The organism is Pseudomonas sp. SORGH_AS_0199, assembly GCF_031453735.1.
GTDB lineage: Bacteria > Pseudomonadota > Gammaproteobacteria > Pseudomonadales > Pseudomonadaceae > Chryseomonas > Chryseomonas aestiva.
In genome coordinates this window covers 3,348,155-3,365,565 of the sequence record NZ_JAVJAE010000001.1, presented here as the reverse complement: position 1 = coordinate 3,365,565, position 17,411 = coordinate 3,348,155, and the positions used below count along the sequence as shown (strand labels likewise).

Here is a 17,411-nt window from a genome sequence, read left to right as displayed (position 1 = left end):
CTCAGGACGGGAGGGAGGCGGTGAGAGTGGTCAGCAGGCGCTGGCGCGCCAGGCTGTCGGCGGCGGAGACGCCGGGGCGGTTGGCGATACGGCCGACCAGGTAGTGCTCGCAGAAGGCTTCCAGCTGCTCCAGCACCGCCAGGGTCTGCCGCGCGCTGGCGCCGTAGCAGAGCACCCCGTGGTTGCGCAGCAGATAGGCCGGGCTCTCGGCGCTCAGGGCGCGATCCAGGCGCTTGGCCAGCCAGCTGGTGCCGGAGGGGGCATAGCCCACCAGCGGCAGGTGGCGGCCCAGTTCGGGCCAGCGCTCGGGGTCGTCGACGCTCAGGGCCTCGCCCAGCAGGGTGCAGGCACTGGCCAGCGGCTGGTGGGTATGCAGGCTGCAGCCCGCGGCGGGAAAGCGCCGCAGCACCCGGGCGTGCAACCCGGTTTCCACCGAGGGCGCGCGATCGCCTTCGAGCTGGTGCAGGTCGGCCAGGCGCAGGATGCAGACGTCTTCCGCGCCCATCTGGTAGTAGTCGAGGGCGGAGGGGGTCACCGCGATGCGCTCGGCATCCAGGCGCAGGGCCAGATTGCCGCCGGTGGCGGCGAAGAAGCCGCGGCGCACCAGGTGCAGGCAGAGATCGACCACCTGTTCGCGCGCTTCGAGGGTATCGCTCATGGTCGGGCTCCCTGGTTGGGGTTGAGGCGGCGGTAGAGCGGCGCCAGGCGCCGGCGGACTTCGAGAAAGGTGGCGTAGCTGTCGTCGTAGCGCGCCCTCGCCTGGGGGCAGGGCTGGTAGAGGCGCGGCGGTCGCTGCAGCGCCGGCACATCGCTGAAGGTCAGGGCGCCGATGCCGGCGGCGGCGATATAGGCCGAGCCCCGGGCATTGGCCTGGATGGGCGCATCGGGCTGGGCGATCACGTGGCCGGTGACGTCGGCCATGATCTGGCACCAGAGATTGGACTGGGCGCCGCCGCCCACCGCCGTGATCCGCTCCGGTCGGCGGCCGAGGAAGCGACCGAAGGGTTCCAGCATCCAGCGGGTGTTGAGCGCCACCCCTTCGAGAAAGGCGCGGATGATGTCTTCGCGGGTGTGCTCCAGCGACAGGTTGATCAGCGCCGCGCGCAGGCTGGGATCGTCCACCGGGCTGCGCTCGCCATACAGCCAGGGGGTGTAGAGCAGCCCGCGGGCGCCGGCCGGCACCCGGGCGGCGATGCGGTCGAGCAGGGCATAGAGATCCGGGTGCTGTTCGTCGCTGAGGAGTTCGTCCGGGTGGTAGAGCACGTTGTCGCGCAGGAAGGACAGGTTGGCACCCGCCGCGGTCTGCAGCGCCATGGCCAGGTAGCGGCCCTTGACCGCGCTGGGCACGGCGGCCATGTGGCGCAGGACATCGGACTTCTTGAAGGGCACATGGGCGCCCAGCCAGGAGGAGGTGCCCAGGTAGAGGTGCGGCGCGAAGTCTTCCACCGCGGAGCCCACCGCCACCGCCGAGGTGTCCACCGAGCCGGCCACTACCGGGGTGCTGCGCGGCAGGCCGAGCTGGTCGGCCACCGCGCCGGTCAGGGTGCCGATCACCTCCGCGGAATCCACCAGATCGGGCAGCTTGTCGCGGTCGAAGCCCAGGGTGCGGATCAGCCCGGCGTCGTACTTCACCTGGCGCGAATCGCGGTTGTCGGTGATCCAGGCGGTGCAGATGGAATCGGCGGTGGCGCAGCAGCGCCCGGTGAGGCGCAGATTCATGAAATCGAGGACATTGAGAAACTTCACCGTGCGCGCATAGCGCTCCGGCTGATGGTCCTGCAGGTAGGCGATATGGCCCGCCGAATCCTTGCCCGACAGCGAGGGCGCACCGCCGGTGAGGCGGATCCAGCGCCACAGCTTGAACGGCGAGTAGCCGGCCACCTTCAGCCGGCCGCCGCCGACCCGCCGCGCCACGGATTCGGCGCCGCGCATGTCCAGCCAGAGCAGCGCCCGGCCCAGGGCCTGGCCGTTGGCGTCCACGCACACCGTGCCCTCGGTCTGGGTCGAGCAGCACACCGCCACCACCCGCCGCCGCCGTGCCGGGTCCGCTGCCAGCAATTCGCCGGCGCCGCGCAGGAAGGCCTGCCACCAGTCTTCCGGTTCCTGTTCGGCGCTGTGGCCCTCGACGTGCAGGGTGACGCCATGGAAGGTCCAGGCGACCACCTCGCCGCCGAGGGTGACCAGGGCGCTCTTGCAGCCGGAGGTGCCGAGATCCACCACCAGCACCAGGCCGTCGAGGGCGGTGGCCTGGGCCGGTGCGGGCGGCGTGGCGAAGACGTGAGGTTTCATGGGCGCCGGCTCAGAAGGGACGGGCCACGGACAGCACCCAGCGGGCCTCGTCCGTCGCGCGCTGATGGTCGCCGTCTTCGGCGATGTAGAGTTCGCGCGCCCGGGTATGGGGGCTCAGGTAGTCCAGGCCGAAGTCGAAGCCCCAGTGGCGATGCACCAGGCCCACGCCGTAGTCGCTGAAGTTGGCCTCGGAGAAGTTGCGGATCTGCTGGTAGCCGGCGTGCAGCTTGAGGCTGGTGCGCGGGGTCAGCTCGTAGCGATAGTCCAGGTCGTAGAGCAGGCTGCCGCGGGAGTTGTGCTCGCCCTTGGCATAGCACTCCAGGCCCTTGGTCGGGTCGGGATTGAATTGCAGCTGGGCGCCGCAGACCCCGGCGGTGTTGGCGCCGCGATAGTTTTCCGAGAGCACGTTGAGGATGCGCCCCTGCAGGGCCCCGTAGCCGATCTCCAGCACCGCGAACTGGCTGTTGTAGTTGGTGCTGCGCAAGCCATCGGGAGCGCCGGTCTCCGGATCGATGCGGCTGGGCGCCTTGAAGTGGGCACCGGGAAAGAATTCCCCGGCCAGACCGACACCGAAGTGCCAGGCCTCCGGATCGCCGAAGCGGTAGCCGCCGGCCAGCAGCACGTTGGCGCCATCGCCGTCGATGAACTGCTTCTTGCTCACGGTGCCGATTTCCGCCAGGCCGATCAGGCCGCTTTCGTGGGCGAATTCCACGGTGACCTTCGCCCCCGGCCGATTGAGCGAGTCGGAGATGCCGCGGTTACGCACGTCCGAGAGCAGACGCGGGGTGATGGTCAGGGCATAGCTGGTCAGGTCGTCGTCGGCCTGGACCGCGCTGCCGAGAACGCTCAGGCACAGCAGGGCCGCCGCCTGGGTGCGGTGAAGAATCCGGTTCATGGGGTCGCTCCTTGCGGTGGCTTAGCTGCAGTGCGGGGTGGCGGGAAGGGCGCTCAGCGGGGTGAGCTGTTCGGTCTTGCCGAGCACCTCGGTGCCGACATAGGCGCGGATGTTGAGGTCGTCGCCCTTGCGGCGGACGTAGCCCTTGTATTTCTTGCCATCGCGCGGATCGAATACCCAGCCGTCGCGCCAGGTGCCGCCGTCGTCGCGACTCATCTGGAAGATGCGGGTGCCGCAGGTGTCATGGGCATTGCCGGCGTCCTTGTCCCAGACGATGGTGCCGCACAGGGCACCGGCGTTGTCGGCGCAGGGCATGACCTTGACCGCGGCGCCCTGGTCGGCGGTCAGCCAGAGTCCCTGGACCGGTACGGCGTCGGCGGCCAGCACGGGGGCGAGGGGGAGCGCCAATAAGGCGGCGGCGAGCGCGAGGGGTGTTTTCATGGAGGAGACTCCTGCTGATTGTTGTGGTTGTGGCTGGAGGCAGTAAGGCAACGCTGTTGCTGATATGATAGTTATCGCTACACGATAGTTATAACTATCATTTTACTGCCCATCAAGGGTTTTTTCGTTCAGCCGAGAGCTTTTTCATGGTCGCCAAAGAGTCCGCTCCATCCTCCCGCGCCACGCCCAAGGCCCGCCCCAGCCAGCAGCGGGCAGCGGAAACCTATGAACGCATCCTGGCGGCGGCGGCGGAGGTGCTGTGTCAGGTTGGCATCGAGCGGCTGTCGACCAATCTGGTCTGCGATTGCGCGGGGCTGACCCCGCCGGCGCTCTACCGCTACTTTCCCAACAAGTACGCCCTGCTGGAGGAGCTGGGTCGGCGCCTGCTGGAAAAGCAGAATGCGCAGATAGACGGGCGGATCAATGCCGAGCTGCTGGCCGGTCCTTTGGAGCGGGTGGAAGACGTCCTGACCGGGCTTTTGCTAGATACCTACCGGGTCACCGCCGAGACCGCCGGGGGTATGTGGATCCTCAAGGCGCTGCGCGCGGTGCCCTCGCTGGAGCACGTGCGCCTGGATTCGCACCGCCGGGTGGCGGCGCAGCAGACCGCGTTGCTGGTGCTGCTGCTGCCTGGCGTGGCGCCGGCCACCGTCGCCCAGGTCGCGCGGATCGTGGTCGAGCTGATCCACTCCACCGTGGAGCTGCTGTTCGATGAGGAGCTGCCGGCGGAAAGCACCTGCCGCACCGTCGCGGCCATGCTCAGCGGTCATCTGGGGCGCCTGCGCGACGGCTGAATCTTTCGCCCGCCGGGGCGAGCATCAGGCGGGGGACTCAGGTCAGAATCGGCAGGTGTTCCACCACTGCCGAGGCCCGTCATGCCTGATCTGGATATCGCCACCTTCATCGCTGCCTGGCCCACCCTGGGTCTGGAACCCGCTCAGCCCTGGACCCATACCGGCGCCTGCGAGCATCGGGTCAGGCTGCTGCTGGCGCGGCTCGGTCCCGGCTATCGCCGCCAGGGCGACAGTGCCATCCACGAGACGGCAATAGTTGAGCCCGGTGCCGTACTCAAGGGACCGATCATCATCGGCCCCGGCAGCCTGGTGGCGGCCGGCGCCTATCTGCGCGGCGGTGTCCATCTGGGCGCTCACTGCGTGGTGGGCCCGGCCTGCGAGCTGAAGAGCAGCCTGCTGCTGGACGGCAGCAAGCTCGCCCACTTCAACTTCGTCGGGGATTCGCTGATCGGCAGCGGGGTGAATCTGGAAGCGGGCGCCATCGTCGCCAACTACCGCAACGAAAGTGACGGCGCGCTCATCCGCATCCGCCACGGCGACCAGGTGATAGACACCGGGGTGGTCAAGTTCGGCGCCCTGATCGGCGACGGTTGCCGACTGGGCGCCAATGCGGTCATCGCGCCGGGCGCCCTGCTGTCGCCAGGCACCCGGGTCGCGCGGCTGGGGTTGATCGACCAGGGGGTGCCGGACGCCGCCGTGGGGGCGGCGGCGTTTCAGCCGGCGAGATAGGCGTCGGTGGCTTCCAGCGTCGCATAGGCGAAGGCCAGCGCCGCCATCAGGGCGGCATGCACCTGGGCAGCCGGCACCCTGACGCCCTCAAATTCCAGATCCAGGGTGGCGCAGGCATCGTGGATCACGGTCACGGCGTACCCCATGTCGGCTGCGGCGCGCACGCCGGCGTCGATACACATATGACTCATGGCCCCCACCACCACCAGCGACTCGATACCGCGCTCGTCCAGCAGGTGCTTGAGGTTGGTTTCGCGAAAGGCATTGGGATAGTGCTTGAGCACCACCGGCTCGCCGGCCCGGGGCACGACCGCGGCCTGGATCTCGACGCCGTCGCTGCCGGGCACGAAGATCGGCGCCTCGGCGCTGAGCGACTGATGCTGCACATGGATCACCGGAATGCCCTGGTCGCGGGCGTGGGCGATGATCCGCGCGGCCTTGGCGACCGCGGCCTCGATGCCACTGAGGGGCAGTTTGCCGCTGGGAAGGTATTCGTTCTGCAGATCGATGACGACGACGGCGTGCTTGCTCATGTCCAGCCTCTCGGAAGATGCTTCAGGTTCGGGTCCGGCCATGATTGGCCAGCCGCGCCTCCGGGCGAAGAGGCGTGACCGACAACTTCAGGGGCGCCAGCGACACATGCACGATCAACCGCCGATCGAACTCGGTCTGCTGCTCTATCCCGGTGTGCAATGGGCGACGGTGCACGGCCTCACCGATCTGTTCGAGATCGCCGGGCGCTTCACGGGAACGGCGGAGGATGCCGAGCGGCCCCGCTTGCGCGTCAGCCACTGGCGGCTTGAGGAGGGCGCAGCAGCGCCCAGCCGGGTCTACGACTCACTGCCCGCAGCGAGCGGCTCACCCAGCGTGCTGATCCTGCCACCCAGCCTGGCTGAGCCAATCACAGCGGAGGCGGCTGCGCCCTATCGCGAGTGGCTACGTCTGCAGCATCAGAGCGGCGTGCGTCTGGCCTCGATCTGCGCCGGCGCCTTTCTGCTGGCGGAAACCGGCTTGCTCGACGGTCGCATCGCCACCACCCACTGGCTCCATGTCGAGCGCTTCAATGCGCGTTTTCCTGCCGTCAGCCTGGACGCCGACCAGCTCCTCATCGACGGCGAGGATCTCGTCACCGCGGGCGGTCTCATGGCCTGGACCGACCTCGGCCTGCGCCTGGTCGATCGCTACCTGGGCGCCAAGCGGATGCTCGACACCGCGCGCATCCTGGTCATCGACCCACCGGGTCGACAGCAGCGCTACTACAGCGCCTTTTCCCCGCGCCTGAGTCATGGCGACGGCGCCATTCTCGCCGTGCAGGAGTGGCTGCAGGAAAGCGGCGCCCAGGACATCGCCCTGGACACCCTGGCCCGCCGCGCCGGCCTGGAACCGCGCACCTTTCTGCGCCGTTTTCGCCAGGCCACCGGCATGACCGCCACCGCTTACGGCCAGCAACTGCGCGTCGGTCGTGCCCGGGAACTGCTGCAGGCCAGCCGCCTGCCCCTCGAACGGGTCGCCTGGGAAGTGGGCTACAGCGATCCGGGTGCCTTCCGCAAGGTCTTCACCCGCGTGGTGGGGCTGAGCCCGGGGGATTATCGGCGGCGGTTCGGGGGTGGATCGCCAGGTCGCTGAAGCCTAACTCGGCGCGTCGGTGCCCGGCGGAAAGCCCCCGTCGATCCGCTACACCAGCGGCTCGGCGATCCGCTCCAGCAGTCCGGGTCCATCGTTTTTCACGCTGCCCACGGCCTTGCCGACCGGATACCAGTCGAAGGCCTCCACCGGCGTTGCTTCGATCTCACCAATCTCGGCGGCGCGCTCCATGGACAGCTCGGGGTCCAGCCATTCGCGGGCCACGGCCGGCGGCAGGACCAGCGGGCGGCGGTCATGGATATCGACCATGCCGGCGTCGGAGGCGGCGGTGACGATGACGAAGCCGTCATCCTCGTCGGGTGCCTGGTCAGCCGGGTGGAAGTGGCCGATGGCGGCGAAGAACAGCGGCTCGCCGGATTTCAGCCGGATGAAGTAGGGCTGCTTGAGCTTGGGATCTGTAGGGTCCTTTTTCCATTCGTACCAGCCATCCGCGACCACCATGGCACGGCCGTTCTTCCAGAGGCCGCGAAACATCCGGCTGGTGGCCGCCGTTTCGACGCGCGCGTTGATCACCGGCGGACGCTTGGCCTGGCGCGCCCAGGCGGGCTGGTAGCCCCAGAGCACCGGGTCCAGGTGCAGGCCATCCTGCTGCTGGTGCAGCAGCTGGACGCGGGTGCCCGGCGCCACGTTGTAACGACCCAGAGCGCGGGGTTCCAGGCCGGTGCGGACATCCGCAGGCGCGGCGCCCAGGGCGTCCAGGTAATCGAGGGCATAGCGGTACTGGGCAAAGCGGCCACACATGGGATGCTCCTGTGCGCGGGAGACGCAGGTTGAAATGCCCCCGCATCCCTACCTAGGACCACGCCTCACGCCCGAAGTACCTGGCGCTCAGGCCTTGGGCGCCGCCGTCTCGCGTCGGGCCAGCCCCCGGTCATGCAGCACCATCCCCACGACCATCGCCGCGACGAAGCCATAGACCTTGGCGATACCCAGCCCCAGGCCTGCCAGCGCGGGCCCGGGGCATAGCCCGGCCAGCCCCCAGCCCAGGCCGAAGAGCGCGGCGCCCAGCAGCAGGCGGCGGTCGACGGGTACGGTGGGCGGCAGGTGAAAAGCCCTGTCGAGCAGGGGGCGTGTCAGCCGGCGCTGGAGCTGGACCGCGGGTAGCGCCACCAGCAGGGCGCCGCCCAGGACGAACAGCAGGCTAGGGTCCCAGCGTCCGCTGGCGAGGTCGAGAAAACCCAGTACGCGGGCGGGATCGAGCATCCCCGAGAGGGCCAGGCCGCTGCCGAAGAGCAGACCGGCCAGCAGCGCTACGACCAGGCGGCAAGAATTCATCGCAGCAGCCCCAGTAGGGTGGCCGTGGCCAGGCCACAGGCCAGGAAGACCGCCGTGGCGGCCAGCGAGCGGCGCGAACCTCGGGCCACGCCGAGGACGCCATGGCCCGAGGTGCAGCCCGAGCCCAGCCGCGTCCCGAAACCGACCAGCAGCCCCGCCAGTAGCAGTTGAGGCCAGGTCGCGTCCACGGTCAGGGAGGGAGGCGCGTGCAGGCCGCTCACCAGCAGCGGTCCCAGCACCAGGCCCAGCACGAAGACCAGGCCGGTGCCGGCCTGCTGTCCGCCGAGCAGCCGGCCGAAGATCCCGCTGATGCCGGCGATCCGCCCATTGACCAGCAACAGCAGGCTGGCGGCCAGGCCCAGCAGCAGACCGCCACCCAGGGCGGGCATATAGGAGACGAGGATCATGGTGTCTGGCTCTCGGGCTGACAGAAGATCTGGTAGAGCGCCTGCAGCAGCTGGGCGGCCTTGTCTTCGGTGAGCCGGTAGAAGATCTGCTTGGCCTCGCGGCGGGTGGTGACCAGGCCAGCCTCGCGCAGCACGCCGAGTTGTTGGGAGAGGGTGGGCTGGCGGATGTCCAGACGGGCTTCCAGTTCGCCGACCGCGTACTCAGCTTCGGCGAGGGCGCAGGCCAGCAGCAGGCGAACCGGATGCGCCAGGGTCTTGAGCAGGGCGGCCACCTCCCGGGCGCGGGTCTGCATGTCCTGGGGGGAGAGGACCGCGCCTGGGGTGGGTCTGGTAGGTGGAGTGGTCATGAGCAAGCCCGACTTATTCAATATACAGTTTTATATAATGTATATTGTCTAGCTGGCAAGTCGGGGTCGTCGGGCGGCCCAGGCTCAGGGGTGGCGCACGGTCAGTCGATCAGCGACCGGGCGAAGTCGCGATAGCTGCGCAGCGGGCGCCCGAGCATTTGCACCAGCCGCTCACGGTCCCCAGGTTGCGGAAGCATGCCGTCGCTGACATAGCGCTCGGCCATGAGCCTCATTTCATAGGCCATCCAGGCCGGCATGAAGGTCGCCATGTTCTGCTCGAAGCCGTGCGGATCGTCACCGGCGTAGTGGACGGGGCGGCCCAGCAGGTCGCTCCAGATCGCCGCGGCGCCTGTGCCTGTGAGGCTGTCCGGGCCCACCAGGTTGATCGTTTCGCTGGGCAGCTTGTCGATCGCCTGATCGCGGCGGATGAGTTCGAGAGCGGCGACCTCGGCGATATCCCGGGCGTCGACCATGGCCACGCCCTTGCCGCCGAGGGGCATGGGATAGATCCCATGCTGCAGGATGATGTCCCTGATCATGACCTCGTTGTCGATGAAGTAGGTGGGCCGCAGGACGGTGGCACTGAAACCCATGGCGTCCAGCATCCGCTCGCCGCCGAATTTCACCGCGAAGTGCGGTACGTTGACCGCGCTGTCGGCGCCGAAGACCGAGAGGTAGACGACCCGCTCGACGCCGCTTTCCCGGGCGATGTTGAGGGTGATGAGCGCCTGGGTGAATTCGTCGCCGGTCACGGCGTTGAGCAGGAAAAGGGTGGACACGCCAGCGAAGGCGCGGCGCAGGGCAGCGAGATCGAGCAGGTCGCCCTGCATGACTTCGACGGTGGCAGGAAAATCGGCGCTGGCCGGAGTGCGGGTCAGCACCCGCACCTTGGCCTCGCGCTGCACGAGCTGTTGCACGAGGTGGCGGCCTACGCGGCCGGTGGCGCCAGTGACGAGGATGGTCATGTCGGTAACTCCAGGTGGGTGAGGGGTAGAGCCACCTTAAGTCGTCCCACCTTAGGCCAATAGCCGCTAGGATAGGGACATACCGTTCCATTATTGAGACAGCTTGATGGACTTCAGCCTGCTGGCCGATTTTCAGCTCATCGCCACTCATGGCGGCATTGGCAAGGCCAGTCGTGCCAGTGGCCGACCCAAGGCCAGCCTGTCGCGGCGGCTGGCCGAATTGGAAGAGGCGCTGGGGATACGCCTGATCGAGCGCGGCGGGCGCAGCCTCGTCCTGACGCCTGCCGGGGTTGAATTGGCGGCTCGTACCCTGGGGCCGCTGCGCGAGATTCAGGAGGCGGTGGCCGCGGTGCAGGAGGGCGTGGCTGTGCCCCGCGGACGGCTGCGCATCGCGGCACCGCTGCTGTTTTCCCAGGTGGCGCTGGGCCGGCTGAGTGCGGATTTCCGGCGGCAGTACCCGGAGATCCTCATCGAGGTGATGGCCGAGGATCGCCTGGCCGATCTGGTGGAGGAACACTTCGACCTGGCCATTCGTATCAACCCCGCGCCCGACATCACCCTGGTGGGTCGCTGCTTCGCCCGGGACCGCCGGGTGCTGGTCGCCGCCCCGGGCCTCGAAGGCCCTCTGACGGCTGGTGCCGAGCCTGCGCCTCTGCCTGCGGTGGTCATGCCCGGCCAGCGCGAGGGCGAGGTCTGGACGCTGACGGAGGGCGGGGAGCGCTTCCTGCCCCAGCCGGTCTTGCAGCTGACTTCGCTGCTGACCATCCGCGAGGCGGTACTGGCCGGTGCAGGTGCAGCGCTATTGCCGCTCTCGCTGGTGCAACGTCAGCTGGACGAAGGCGCGCTCAGGCGCTGGGGCACCCTCGCCGGTGAGACCGAACTCTGGGTGCTGCACACCTCGCGACGACTGCAGAGCCCCAAGGTGAAGGCCTTCGTCGACTTCCTCTGCGCACGGTATCCAGACGGCATCTTTCTGCTGGACTAACGACTGACGAGGCCTGCCCCGGGGTCCGCGAGACGACGGCCTGCATATCGCCCGCGCCCCTTTGTCCGGATAATGGCGGCCAATCTGTCTCCAAACCGGAATGCTGTGCATGGAAATCAAGGTCAATTTTCTCGACAACCTGAGGCTCGAGGCCAAGTTCGACGACTTCTCGGTGATCGCCGATCAGCCCATCCGCTACAAGGGTGACGGCTCGGCCCCGGGGCCCTTCGACTATTTCCTGGCGTCCTCGGCGCTCTGCGCGGCCTATTTCGTCAAGCTCTACTGCCAGACCCGCGACATTCCCACCGACAACATCCGCCTGGCGCAGAGCAACATCGTCGACCCGGAGAATCGCTACAAGCAGACCTTCAAGATCCAGGTCGAGCTGCCTGCCGATCTCTCCGACAAGGATCGCCAGGGCATCCTCAGGTCCATCGATCGCTGCACGGTGAAGAAGGCGGTGCAGGCCGGTCCCGACTTCATCATCGAGGCGGTGGAGAGTCTGGACGCCGATGCCCAGGCCCTGCTGCTGCCCAGCGATACCGGTAGCCAAACCTACATCCCCGGCAAGGACCGGCCGCTGGAAGAGACCATCGCCAAGCTCTCCGGCATCCTCGCTGACCTGGGCATGAAGGTGGAGATCGCCTCCTGGCGCAACATCGTGCCTAACGTCTGGTCGCTGCACCTGCGCGATGTGCAGTCGGCGCTGTGCTTCACCAATGGCAAGGGCGCGACCAAGGAAGCGGCCCTGGCCTCGGCGCTGGGCGAATTCATCGAACGCCTCAACTGCAACTTCTTCTACAACGACCAGTACTGGGGCGAGGCCATCGGCAACGCGGCCTTCGTCCACCACCCCGACGAGCGCTGGTTCCAGCCCGGGCCCAAGGACGCGCTGCCCCGGGAGATCCTCGACCGCTATTGCCGCAAGCTCTACGACCCGGAAGGCGAGCTGCGCGCCTCGCACCTGCACGACACCAACTCCGGCAACGTGGCGCGCGGCATCTGCGCGCTGCCCTTCGTGCGCCAGTCCGATGGCGAGGTGGTGTACTTCCCCTCGAACCTGATCGAGAACCTCTACCTCAGCAACGGCATGAGCGCGGGCAACACCCTGGCCGAAGCCCAGGTGCAGTGCCTGTCGGAGATCTTCGAGCGGGCGGTGAAGCGCGAGATCCTCGAAGGCGAGCTGGCCCTGCCGGATGTTCCTGACGAGGTGCTGGCCCGGTTTCCCGCCATCGTCGACGGCATCCGCGGCCTGGAAGCCCAGGGCTTTCCGGTGCTGGTCAAGGACGCCTCCCTGGGTGGCGAATTCCCGGTGATGTGCGTGACCCTGATGAATCCGCGCACCGGTGGGGTGTTCGCCTCCTTCGGCGCCCATCCGCGCCTGGAGATCGCCCTGGAGCGCAGTCTCACCGAATTGCTGCAGGGCCGCAGCTTCGAGGGCCTCAACGACCTGCCGCAGCCGACCTTCGAGAGCCAGGCGCTGATGGAGCCGAATAACTTCGTCGAGCACTTCATCGACTCCAGCGGCCTGGTCTCCTGGCGCTTCTTCAGCGCCAGGGCCGACCATGAGTTCGTCGACTGGGATTTCTCCAGCGAGGGCGAAGACGCCACCGCCCAAGAGGCCGCCACCCTGTTCGGCATCCTCGCCGAACGGGATCTGGAAGCCTACATGGCGGTGTACGAGGAGTTGGGCGCGCCGGCCTGCCGCATCCTGGTGCCGGGCTATTCGGAGATCTATCCTGTCGAGGACCTGATCTGGGACAACACCAACAAGGCGCTGGCGGTACGCGAGGACATCCTCACCCTGCACCAGCTGGACGATGCGGCCCTGGAGTCCCTGCTCGAACGCCTGGACGATACCCAGGTGGACGACTACACCCGCATCGCCACCCTGATCGGCGTGGAATTCGACGAGAACACCGTCTGGGGCCAGCTGACCGTGCTGGAGCTCAAGCTGCTCATTCACCTGGCGCTGCAGCAATTCGAAGAGGCCAAGGAAGAGGTCGAGACCTTCTTGCAATTCAACGACAACACCCTGGAGCGCGGCCTGTTCTACCAGGCGCTCAATGCGGTGCTGGAAGTCGAAATGGACGACGAACTGGAACTGGCCGACTTCGAAGTCAATTTCCGCCGGATGTTCGGCAACGAACGCCTGGACGCCGCCCTGGGCTCGGTCTCGGGCGAGGTACGCTTCCCTGGCCTGACGCCCACCAGCCTCAAGCTGGAAGGCCTCGACAAGCACCTGCGGCTGATCGACAGCTATCGCAAGCTGCACGCGGCGCGGGCCAGGGCGGCTGGGATTACGCTCTAACGGAAAGCCCCGCCAGGACCCGGGAGGGGCTTTCCTGGCGGTCAGCAGACCGCGATATGGGAATCCGCGCGCGGCTCGGTGCCGCCGCAGAGCACGCCGGTCTGCGGATCGCGGACGATGATCTGGCCGCGACCGAAGTCGGTGGAGTCGTGGGCGATCTCGATCTGGTGACCGCGCCGCGCCAGGCCGCTGGCCAGGGCGCGGGAAGCCGCCTGCTCGATGCCGACCTTCATCTCCCCCAGCCACTGCCAGCGCGGGGCGTCCAGCGCCGCCTGGGGATTGAGGCCGAAGTCCACCAGATTCATCACCATCTGCACATGGCCCTGGGGCTGCATGTAGCCACCCATGACGCCGAAGGGGCCGATGGGCACGTCACCCTTGCTCAGGAAGCCCGGGATGATGGTGTGGAAGGTCTGCTTGCCCGGCGCCAGGGCGTTGGAGTGGCCGGCATCCAGGCTGAATTCCGAGCCGCGATTCTGCAGGCCGATGCCGCTGTCGGGCAGCACCACGCCGGAGCCGAAGCCGTGGTAGGCGCTCTGGATGAAGGACACCATGTTGCCCTCGCCATCGGCGGTGGCGATGTAGACGGTGCCGCTGGCCTGGGGATCGCCATGCAGCGGCGGCTGGGCCTGGTCGGTGATCTCGGCGCGGCGGCGCTCGGCATAGGCATCGTCCAGCAGGACGCTGGCGGCGACCCTCATGTGCTCGGGATCGGTGATGTAGTGCAGGCCGTCGGCATAGGCCTTCTTCATGGCTTCCAGCTGGCGGTGCCAGGTGAGCTGGCTGTCGCGCTGGTCGAAGTCATAACCCTTGAGGATGTTCAGGGTCATGAGGGCGATCAGGCCCTGGCCACTCGGCGGAATCTCCCACACCTGATAGCCACGGTAGTCGACCTTGATCGGCTCCACCCAGCGCGGCTGGTAGCCGGCCAGGTCCGCCGTGGTCAGGTGACCGCCGCTGGCCGCGGCATGCTCGGCCAGGCGCTGGGCGATGGCGCCCCGGTAGAAGCTCTCGCAGCGGGTCTGTGCCAGTTCCTCCAGGGTGCGGGCCTGGGCGGGGTTGCGAAACAGCTGGCCGGCGACCGGCGCCTGGCCGTCGATGAGGAAGGTGTCGAACCAGGCTGCAAGCTCAGGCGCCTGGTCCCGGCTGGCCTGGTACTCGGCCTGGGCGATGCGCCACTGGTAGGCGACCACCGGCGACACCGGGAAGCCGTCTCGGGCCAGGGCGATCGCGGGTTCGAACAGGGTGGCGAAGGGCAGCTTGCCGAAGCGGCGCGACAACTCGGCCCAGGCCGCTGGGCAACCCGGCACCGTGACCGGCAGCCAGCCGTGCACCGGCATGCGTTCGTGGCCGGCGGCCTTGACCGTGGCGATGTCGAGGCTGGCCGGGGCATGGCCGCTGGCGTCCAGGCCATGCAGCTGGTCCTTGACCCAGACCAGGGCGAAGGCGTCGCCGCCGATGGCATTGCCGGTAGGTTCCACCACGGTCAGGGCCGCGGCGGTGGCGATGGCCGCGTCGATGGCGTTGCCACCCTGGCGCAGCATGGTGATGCCGGCTTCGGCGGCCAGCGGCTGGGAGGTGGCGACCATGCCATTGCGCGCGAAAACGCTCTGGCGTTGCGAGGCATAGGGGTAGTCGTGAGCAGAGAAATTCAGCATGGCAGGCTCTTCGAGGTCATTGTCCGGTCTTGATGCGGGTCCACTCGCGGGTCATCAGCCGCTGGATCTGCGGCGGCAGATCGGCGGAGACGTAGAGGCGCTCGGCGATGGCCGCGCTCGGGTAGATGCCCGGGTTGTCGCGGACCTTGGCATCGAGCAGGGCGGTGGCGTCGCGGTTGGGATTGGCGTAGCCGACATAGTCGCTGATCGGGGCGATCACCTCGGGGCGCAGCAGGTAGTCGATCAGCGCCAGGGCCCCTTGGGGATTCTTGGCGTCCTTGGGGATGGCCAGCATGTCGAACCAGAGATTGGCGCCTTCCCTGGGGATCACGTAGCGCACGTCGCTGGTCTTGCCGGCTTCCCTGGCGCGGCTCTGGGCCTGCAGGACATCGCCCGAATAGCCCATGGCCACGCAGACGTCGCCGTTGGCCAGGTCGGTGATGTACTTGCTGGAGCTGAAATAGGTCACCGACGGCTTGAGCTGCTGCAGCAACGCGGAGGCCTTGCGGTAGTCCTTGGGTTTCCGGCTGTTGGGGTCCAGGCCCAGGTAGTGCAGGGTCTGGGCGAAGACCTTTTGCGGCGCATCGAGCAGGGCCACGCCGCAGCCCTTGAGCCTGGCCAGGTTCTCCGGCTTGAACAGCAGGTCCCAGGAATCCACCGGGGCGCCATCGCCCAGGGCGGCGCGCACCTTGGCGGCGTTGTAGCCGATGCCCACGGTGCCCCAGAGGTAGGGGACAGCGTAGCGATTGCCGGGATCGGCCGCTTCCAGGCGCTGCATGAGCCGTGGATCCAGATGCTGCCAGTTGGACAGCCGGCTGCGATCCAGTGGCTGGTAGGCGCCCGCCTTGATCTGCTTGGTGAGGAACTGGTTGGACGGCACCACCAGGTCATAGCCGGAGTGGCCGGACAGCAGCTTGGCTTCGAGCATCTCGTTGGTGTCAAAGACGTCGTAGCGCACCTGGACGCCGCTGGCCTCGGTGAACTGCTTGAGGGTGTTCGGACCTATGTAGTCCGACCAGTTGTAGAAACGCACCTCGGACTCGGCGGCCTGGGTCAGGGGCGTCAGGCAGAGGGCGAGGGCGGCCAGCAGGGGACGAACGGCCATGGAGGTCTCCGGTCTAGAGCACGCGGCTGAGGAATTCGCGGGTGCGCGGATGGGTGGGATTGCCGAACACCTGGGCCGGCGGGCCTTCCTCGATCAGCTCGCCCTGGTGCAGCACCACCACGCGATCGGCCACCTCGCGGGCGAAGCCCATCTCGTGGGTCACCACCACCATGGTCATGCCGTCTTCGGCCAGCTCCTTCATCACCTGCAGCACCTCGCCCACGGTTTCCGGGTCGAGGGCGCTGGTGGGTTCGTCGAACAGCATGGCCTGGGGTTTCATCGCCAGGGCGCGGGCGATGGCCACGCGCTGCTGCTGGCCGCCGGAGAGTTGCGCCGGATAGTGCTCGGCCTTGTCGGACAGCCGCACCCGGGCGAGCAGGGCGCGGGCCTGTTCCACGGCGGCGGCCCGCGCCACGCCCAGCACCTGGATCGGCGCCTCGATGATGTTTTCCAGCACCGTCATGTGCGGGAAGAGGTTGAACCTCTGGAACACCATGCCGATGTCGCGGCGGCGGCGGGCGATATTGCGCTCGGAGTCTCTGACTCTCGAGCCATCGGCACGCTCGCGAAAGCCCATCAGCTCGCCGTTGACGCGGATGGTGCCGCCCTGGATGTCTTCCAGGTGGTTGAGGCAGCGGATGAAGGTGGTCTTGCCCGAGCCGGAGGCGCCGATCAGCACCACCACCTCGCCGCGGCGCACCTCCAGGGTCACGCCCTTGAGGATCTCCAGCTCGCCGAAGGCCTTGTGCACCTCCAGCGCCTGGATCACGGATTCTTGCGTGGTCGTCATGGCTAGCGTCCCCGTAGCTTGAAGCCCTGCAGGCTGAACAGCCGGCCGGTGGCGGTGGGTCGGTGACCGTCGGCCTTGCCGAAGCGCCGCTCCAGCCAGGCCTGGAAGAAGCCCCAGAGGGTGGTCAGGACCAGGAAGTAGATGGCCACCACCAGGTACAGCTCGAAGACGCGGAAGGTCGCCGAGGTGATCATCTGGGTGCTGAGCAGCAGCTCCTGCACCCCGATGACGCTGACCAGGGTGGTGTTCTTGAGCATCACGTTGAACTCGTTGCCGAGCGGCGGAATGATCACCCGCAGCGCCTGGGGCAGCACGATGCGGCGCATCAGCTTGGCCGGCGTCATGCCCAGGGAGCGCGCCGCCTCGTACTGGCCGCGATCCACCGCACCGATGCCGGCGCGGATGATCTCGGCCATGTAGGCACCTTCGTTGAGGCCCAGGGCGATGATGGCCGCCTGGATGTTGCCCGGGATCACCAGGAAGCCCAGGTCCAGGTCCTCGAAGCGAAAGATGCCGCCGGCCGCCAGGGCCGTGTAGAGGAAGACGATCTGCACCAGCAGCGGCGTGCCGCGCATCAGCCAGACATAGCAGCGCACCGGGTATTGCAGCGCCCGATAGCGCGACAGCCGTGCCAGCGCCGCCAGCAGGCCGAGCGCGCAGCCCAGCAGCATGGCGCCGATGGCGATGACGCAGGTCAGCCCGAGGCCGTAGAGGTAGACGTCGCTCGGGTGCAGCAGGTACTGCCAGAACACATCCCAGCTGAAGTTCATCGTGGC

19 protein-coding genes are annotated in these 17,411 nt (G+C 67.8%); 5 read left to right on the top strand and 14 right to left on the bottom strand.

The window, feature by feature from the left end:
- Window position 1 precedes the first annotated feature (1 nt).
- The 4 genes from QE444_RS15840 to QE444_RS15825 are packed head-to-tail and all read right to left on the bottom strand — an operon-like array spanning window position 2 to window position 3,625.
- Window positions 2-658 carry a class II aldolase/adducin family protein gene (locus tag QE444_RS15840; RefSeq protein ID WP_273862114.1) on the bottom strand — a complete coding sequence of 219 codons (657 nt, stop codon included), beginning with the start codon at window positions 656-658 and terminating at the stop codon, window positions 2-4.
- Window positions 655-2,289: an FGGY-family carbohydrate kinase gene (locus QE444_RS15835; protein ID WP_309739752.1), complete on the bottom strand. Its 1,635-nt coding sequence runs from the start codon at window positions 2,287-2,289 to the stop codon at window positions 655-657. The genes QE444_RS15840 and QE444_RS15835 overlap by 4 nt, the downstream gene beginning before the upstream one ends.
- Window positions 2,290-2,299: 10 nt before the next feature.
- Window positions 2,300-3,184, bottom strand: coding sequence for a TorF family putative porin (locus QE444_RS15830; protein ID WP_280306722.1), 885 nt, complete (start codon window positions 3,182-3,184; stop codon window positions 2,300-2,302).
- Between the two features lie 21 nt (window positions 3,185-3,205).
- On the bottom strand, window positions 3,206-3,625 hold the full coding sequence (locus tag QE444_RS15825) for a DUF2147 domain-containing protein (RefSeq protein WP_187979494.1): 420 nt from the start codon (window positions 3,623-3,625) through the stop codon (window positions 3,206-3,208).
- A 146-nt stretch (window positions 3,626-3,771) separates the two neighbouring features.
- Between QE444_RS15825 and QE444_RS15820 the strand changes: the two genes are divergently transcribed.
- Both QE444_RS15820 and QE444_RS15815 read left to right on the top strand, forming a co-directional pair.
- On the top strand, window positions 3,772-4,419 hold the full coding sequence (locus QE444_RS15820; protein WP_280306725.1) for a TetR/AcrR family transcriptional regulator: 648 nt from the start codon (window positions 3,772-3,774) through the stop codon (window positions 4,417-4,419).
- 81 nt (window positions 4,420-4,500) lie between these two features.
- Window positions 4,501-5,148: a transferase gene (locus tag QE444_RS15815; RefSeq protein ID WP_309739742.1), complete on the top strand. Its 648-nt coding sequence runs from the start codon at window positions 4,501-4,503 to the stop codon at window positions 5,146-5,148.
- On the opposite strand, the gene QE444_RS15810 is transcribed toward QE444_RS15815, so the two are convergent.
- Window positions 5,133-5,681 carry a cysteine hydrolase family protein gene (locus QE444_RS15810; protein ID WP_208691461.1) on the bottom strand — a complete coding sequence of 183 codons (549 nt, stop codon included), beginning with the start codon at window positions 5,679-5,681 and terminating at the stop codon, window positions 5,133-5,135. The two genes, QE444_RS15815 and QE444_RS15810, sit on opposite strands and share 16 nt — an antisense overlap.
- Before the next feature lie 106 nt (window positions 5,682-5,787).
- Here QE444_RS15810 and QE444_RS15805 point away from each other — a divergent pair, with 106 nt between their 5' ends.
- Window positions 5,788-6,774 (top strand): GlxA family transcriptional regulator, encoded by a 987-nt coding sequence (locus tag QE444_RS15805; protein ID WP_309739737.1) that lies wholly within the window; start codon window positions 5,788-5,790, stop codon window positions 6,772-6,774.
- Window positions 6,775-6,822: 48 nt separating this feature from the next.
- Here the strand turns inward: QE444_RS15805 and QE444_RS15800 are convergent, their stop codons facing one another.
- From QE444_RS15800 to QE444_RS15780, 5 genes are all read right to left on the bottom strand, one after another.
- Window positions 6,823-7,533: an SOS response-associated peptidase family protein gene (locus QE444_RS15800; RefSeq protein ID WP_309739734.1), complete on the bottom strand. Its 711-nt coding sequence runs from the start codon at window positions 7,531-7,533 to the stop codon at window positions 6,823-6,825.
- Between the two features lie 87 nt (window positions 7,534-7,620).
- On the bottom strand, window positions 7,621-8,067 hold the full coding sequence (locus QE444_RS15795) for a DUF6691 family protein (RefSeq protein ID WP_309739731.1): 447 nt from the start codon (window positions 8,065-8,067) through the stop codon (window positions 7,621-7,623).
- The gene (locus QE444_RS15790; protein ID WP_309739728.1) at window positions 8,064-8,474 is read right to left on the bottom strand and encodes a YeeE/YedE thiosulfate transporter family protein; all 411 of its coding nucleotides are present in this window, start codon (window positions 8,472-8,474) and stop codon (window positions 8,064-8,066) included. The genes QE444_RS15795 and QE444_RS15790 overlap by 4 nt, the downstream gene beginning before the upstream one ends.
- Entirely contained in the window at window positions 8,471-8,821 is a 351-nt protein-coding gene (gene bigR, locus QE444_RS15785) for a sulfite-sensing transcriptional repressor BigR (RefSeq protein WP_405046432.1), read from the bottom strand. Before bigR ends, QE444_RS15790 begins: the two co-directional genes overlap by 4 nt.
- 101 nt (window positions 8,822-8,922) lie before the next feature.
- On the bottom strand, window positions 8,923-9,786 hold the full coding sequence (locus tag QE444_RS15780; protein WP_309739725.1) for an NmrA family NAD(P)-binding protein: 864 nt from the start codon (window positions 9,784-9,786) through the stop codon (window positions 8,923-8,925).
- 106 nt (window positions 9,787-9,892) lie between these two features.
- Between QE444_RS15780 and QE444_RS15775 the strand changes: the two genes are divergently transcribed.
- Window positions 9,893-10,771 carry a LysR substrate-binding domain-containing protein gene (locus QE444_RS15775; protein ID WP_309739723.1) on the top strand — a complete coding sequence of 293 codons (879 nt, stop codon included), beginning with the start codon at window positions 9,893-9,895 and terminating at the stop codon, window positions 10,769-10,771.
- A gap of 109 nt (window positions 10,772-10,880) precedes the next feature.
- Window positions 10,881-13,082 carry an OsmC domain/YcaO domain-containing protein gene (locus QE444_RS15770; RefSeq protein ID WP_309739720.1) on the top strand — a complete coding sequence of 734 codons (2,202 nt, stop codon included), beginning with the start codon at window positions 10,881-10,883 and terminating at the stop codon, window positions 13,080-13,082.
- A 41-nt stretch (window positions 13,083-13,123) separates the two neighbouring features.
- Here QE444_RS15770 and QE444_RS15765 read toward each other — a convergent pair whose 3' ends face one another.
- Genes QE444_RS15765 through QE444_RS15750 form a run of 4 tightly spaced genes read right to left on the bottom strand, consistent with a single transcriptional unit; the run spans window position 13,124 to window position 17,405 of the window.
- On the bottom strand, window positions 13,124-14,740 hold the full coding sequence (locus tag QE444_RS15765) for a gamma-glutamyltransferase family protein (RefSeq protein WP_309739716.1): 1,617 nt from the start codon (window positions 14,738-14,740) through the stop codon (window positions 13,124-13,126).
- A gap of 16 nt (window positions 14,741-14,756) precedes the next feature.
- Entirely contained in the window at window positions 14,757-15,845 is a 1,089-nt protein-coding gene (locus QE444_RS15760) for a polyamine ABC transporter substrate-binding protein (protein ID WP_309739714.1), read from the bottom strand.
- Between the two features lie 13 nt (window positions 15,846-15,858).
- A complete protein-coding gene (locus tag QE444_RS15755) occupies window positions 15,859-16,635 on the bottom strand; it encodes an amino acid ABC transporter ATP-binding protein (protein ID WP_187979483.1) in 777 nt (258 codons plus the stop codon).
- A gap of 2 nt (window positions 16,636-16,637) precedes the next feature.
- Window positions 16,638-17,405, bottom strand: a complete 768-nt coding sequence (locus QE444_RS15750) for an amino acid ABC transporter permease (RefSeq protein WP_187979482.1) — start codon at window positions 17,403-17,405, stop codon at window positions 16,638-16,640.
- Window positions 17,406-17,411: the final 6 nt, after the last annotated feature.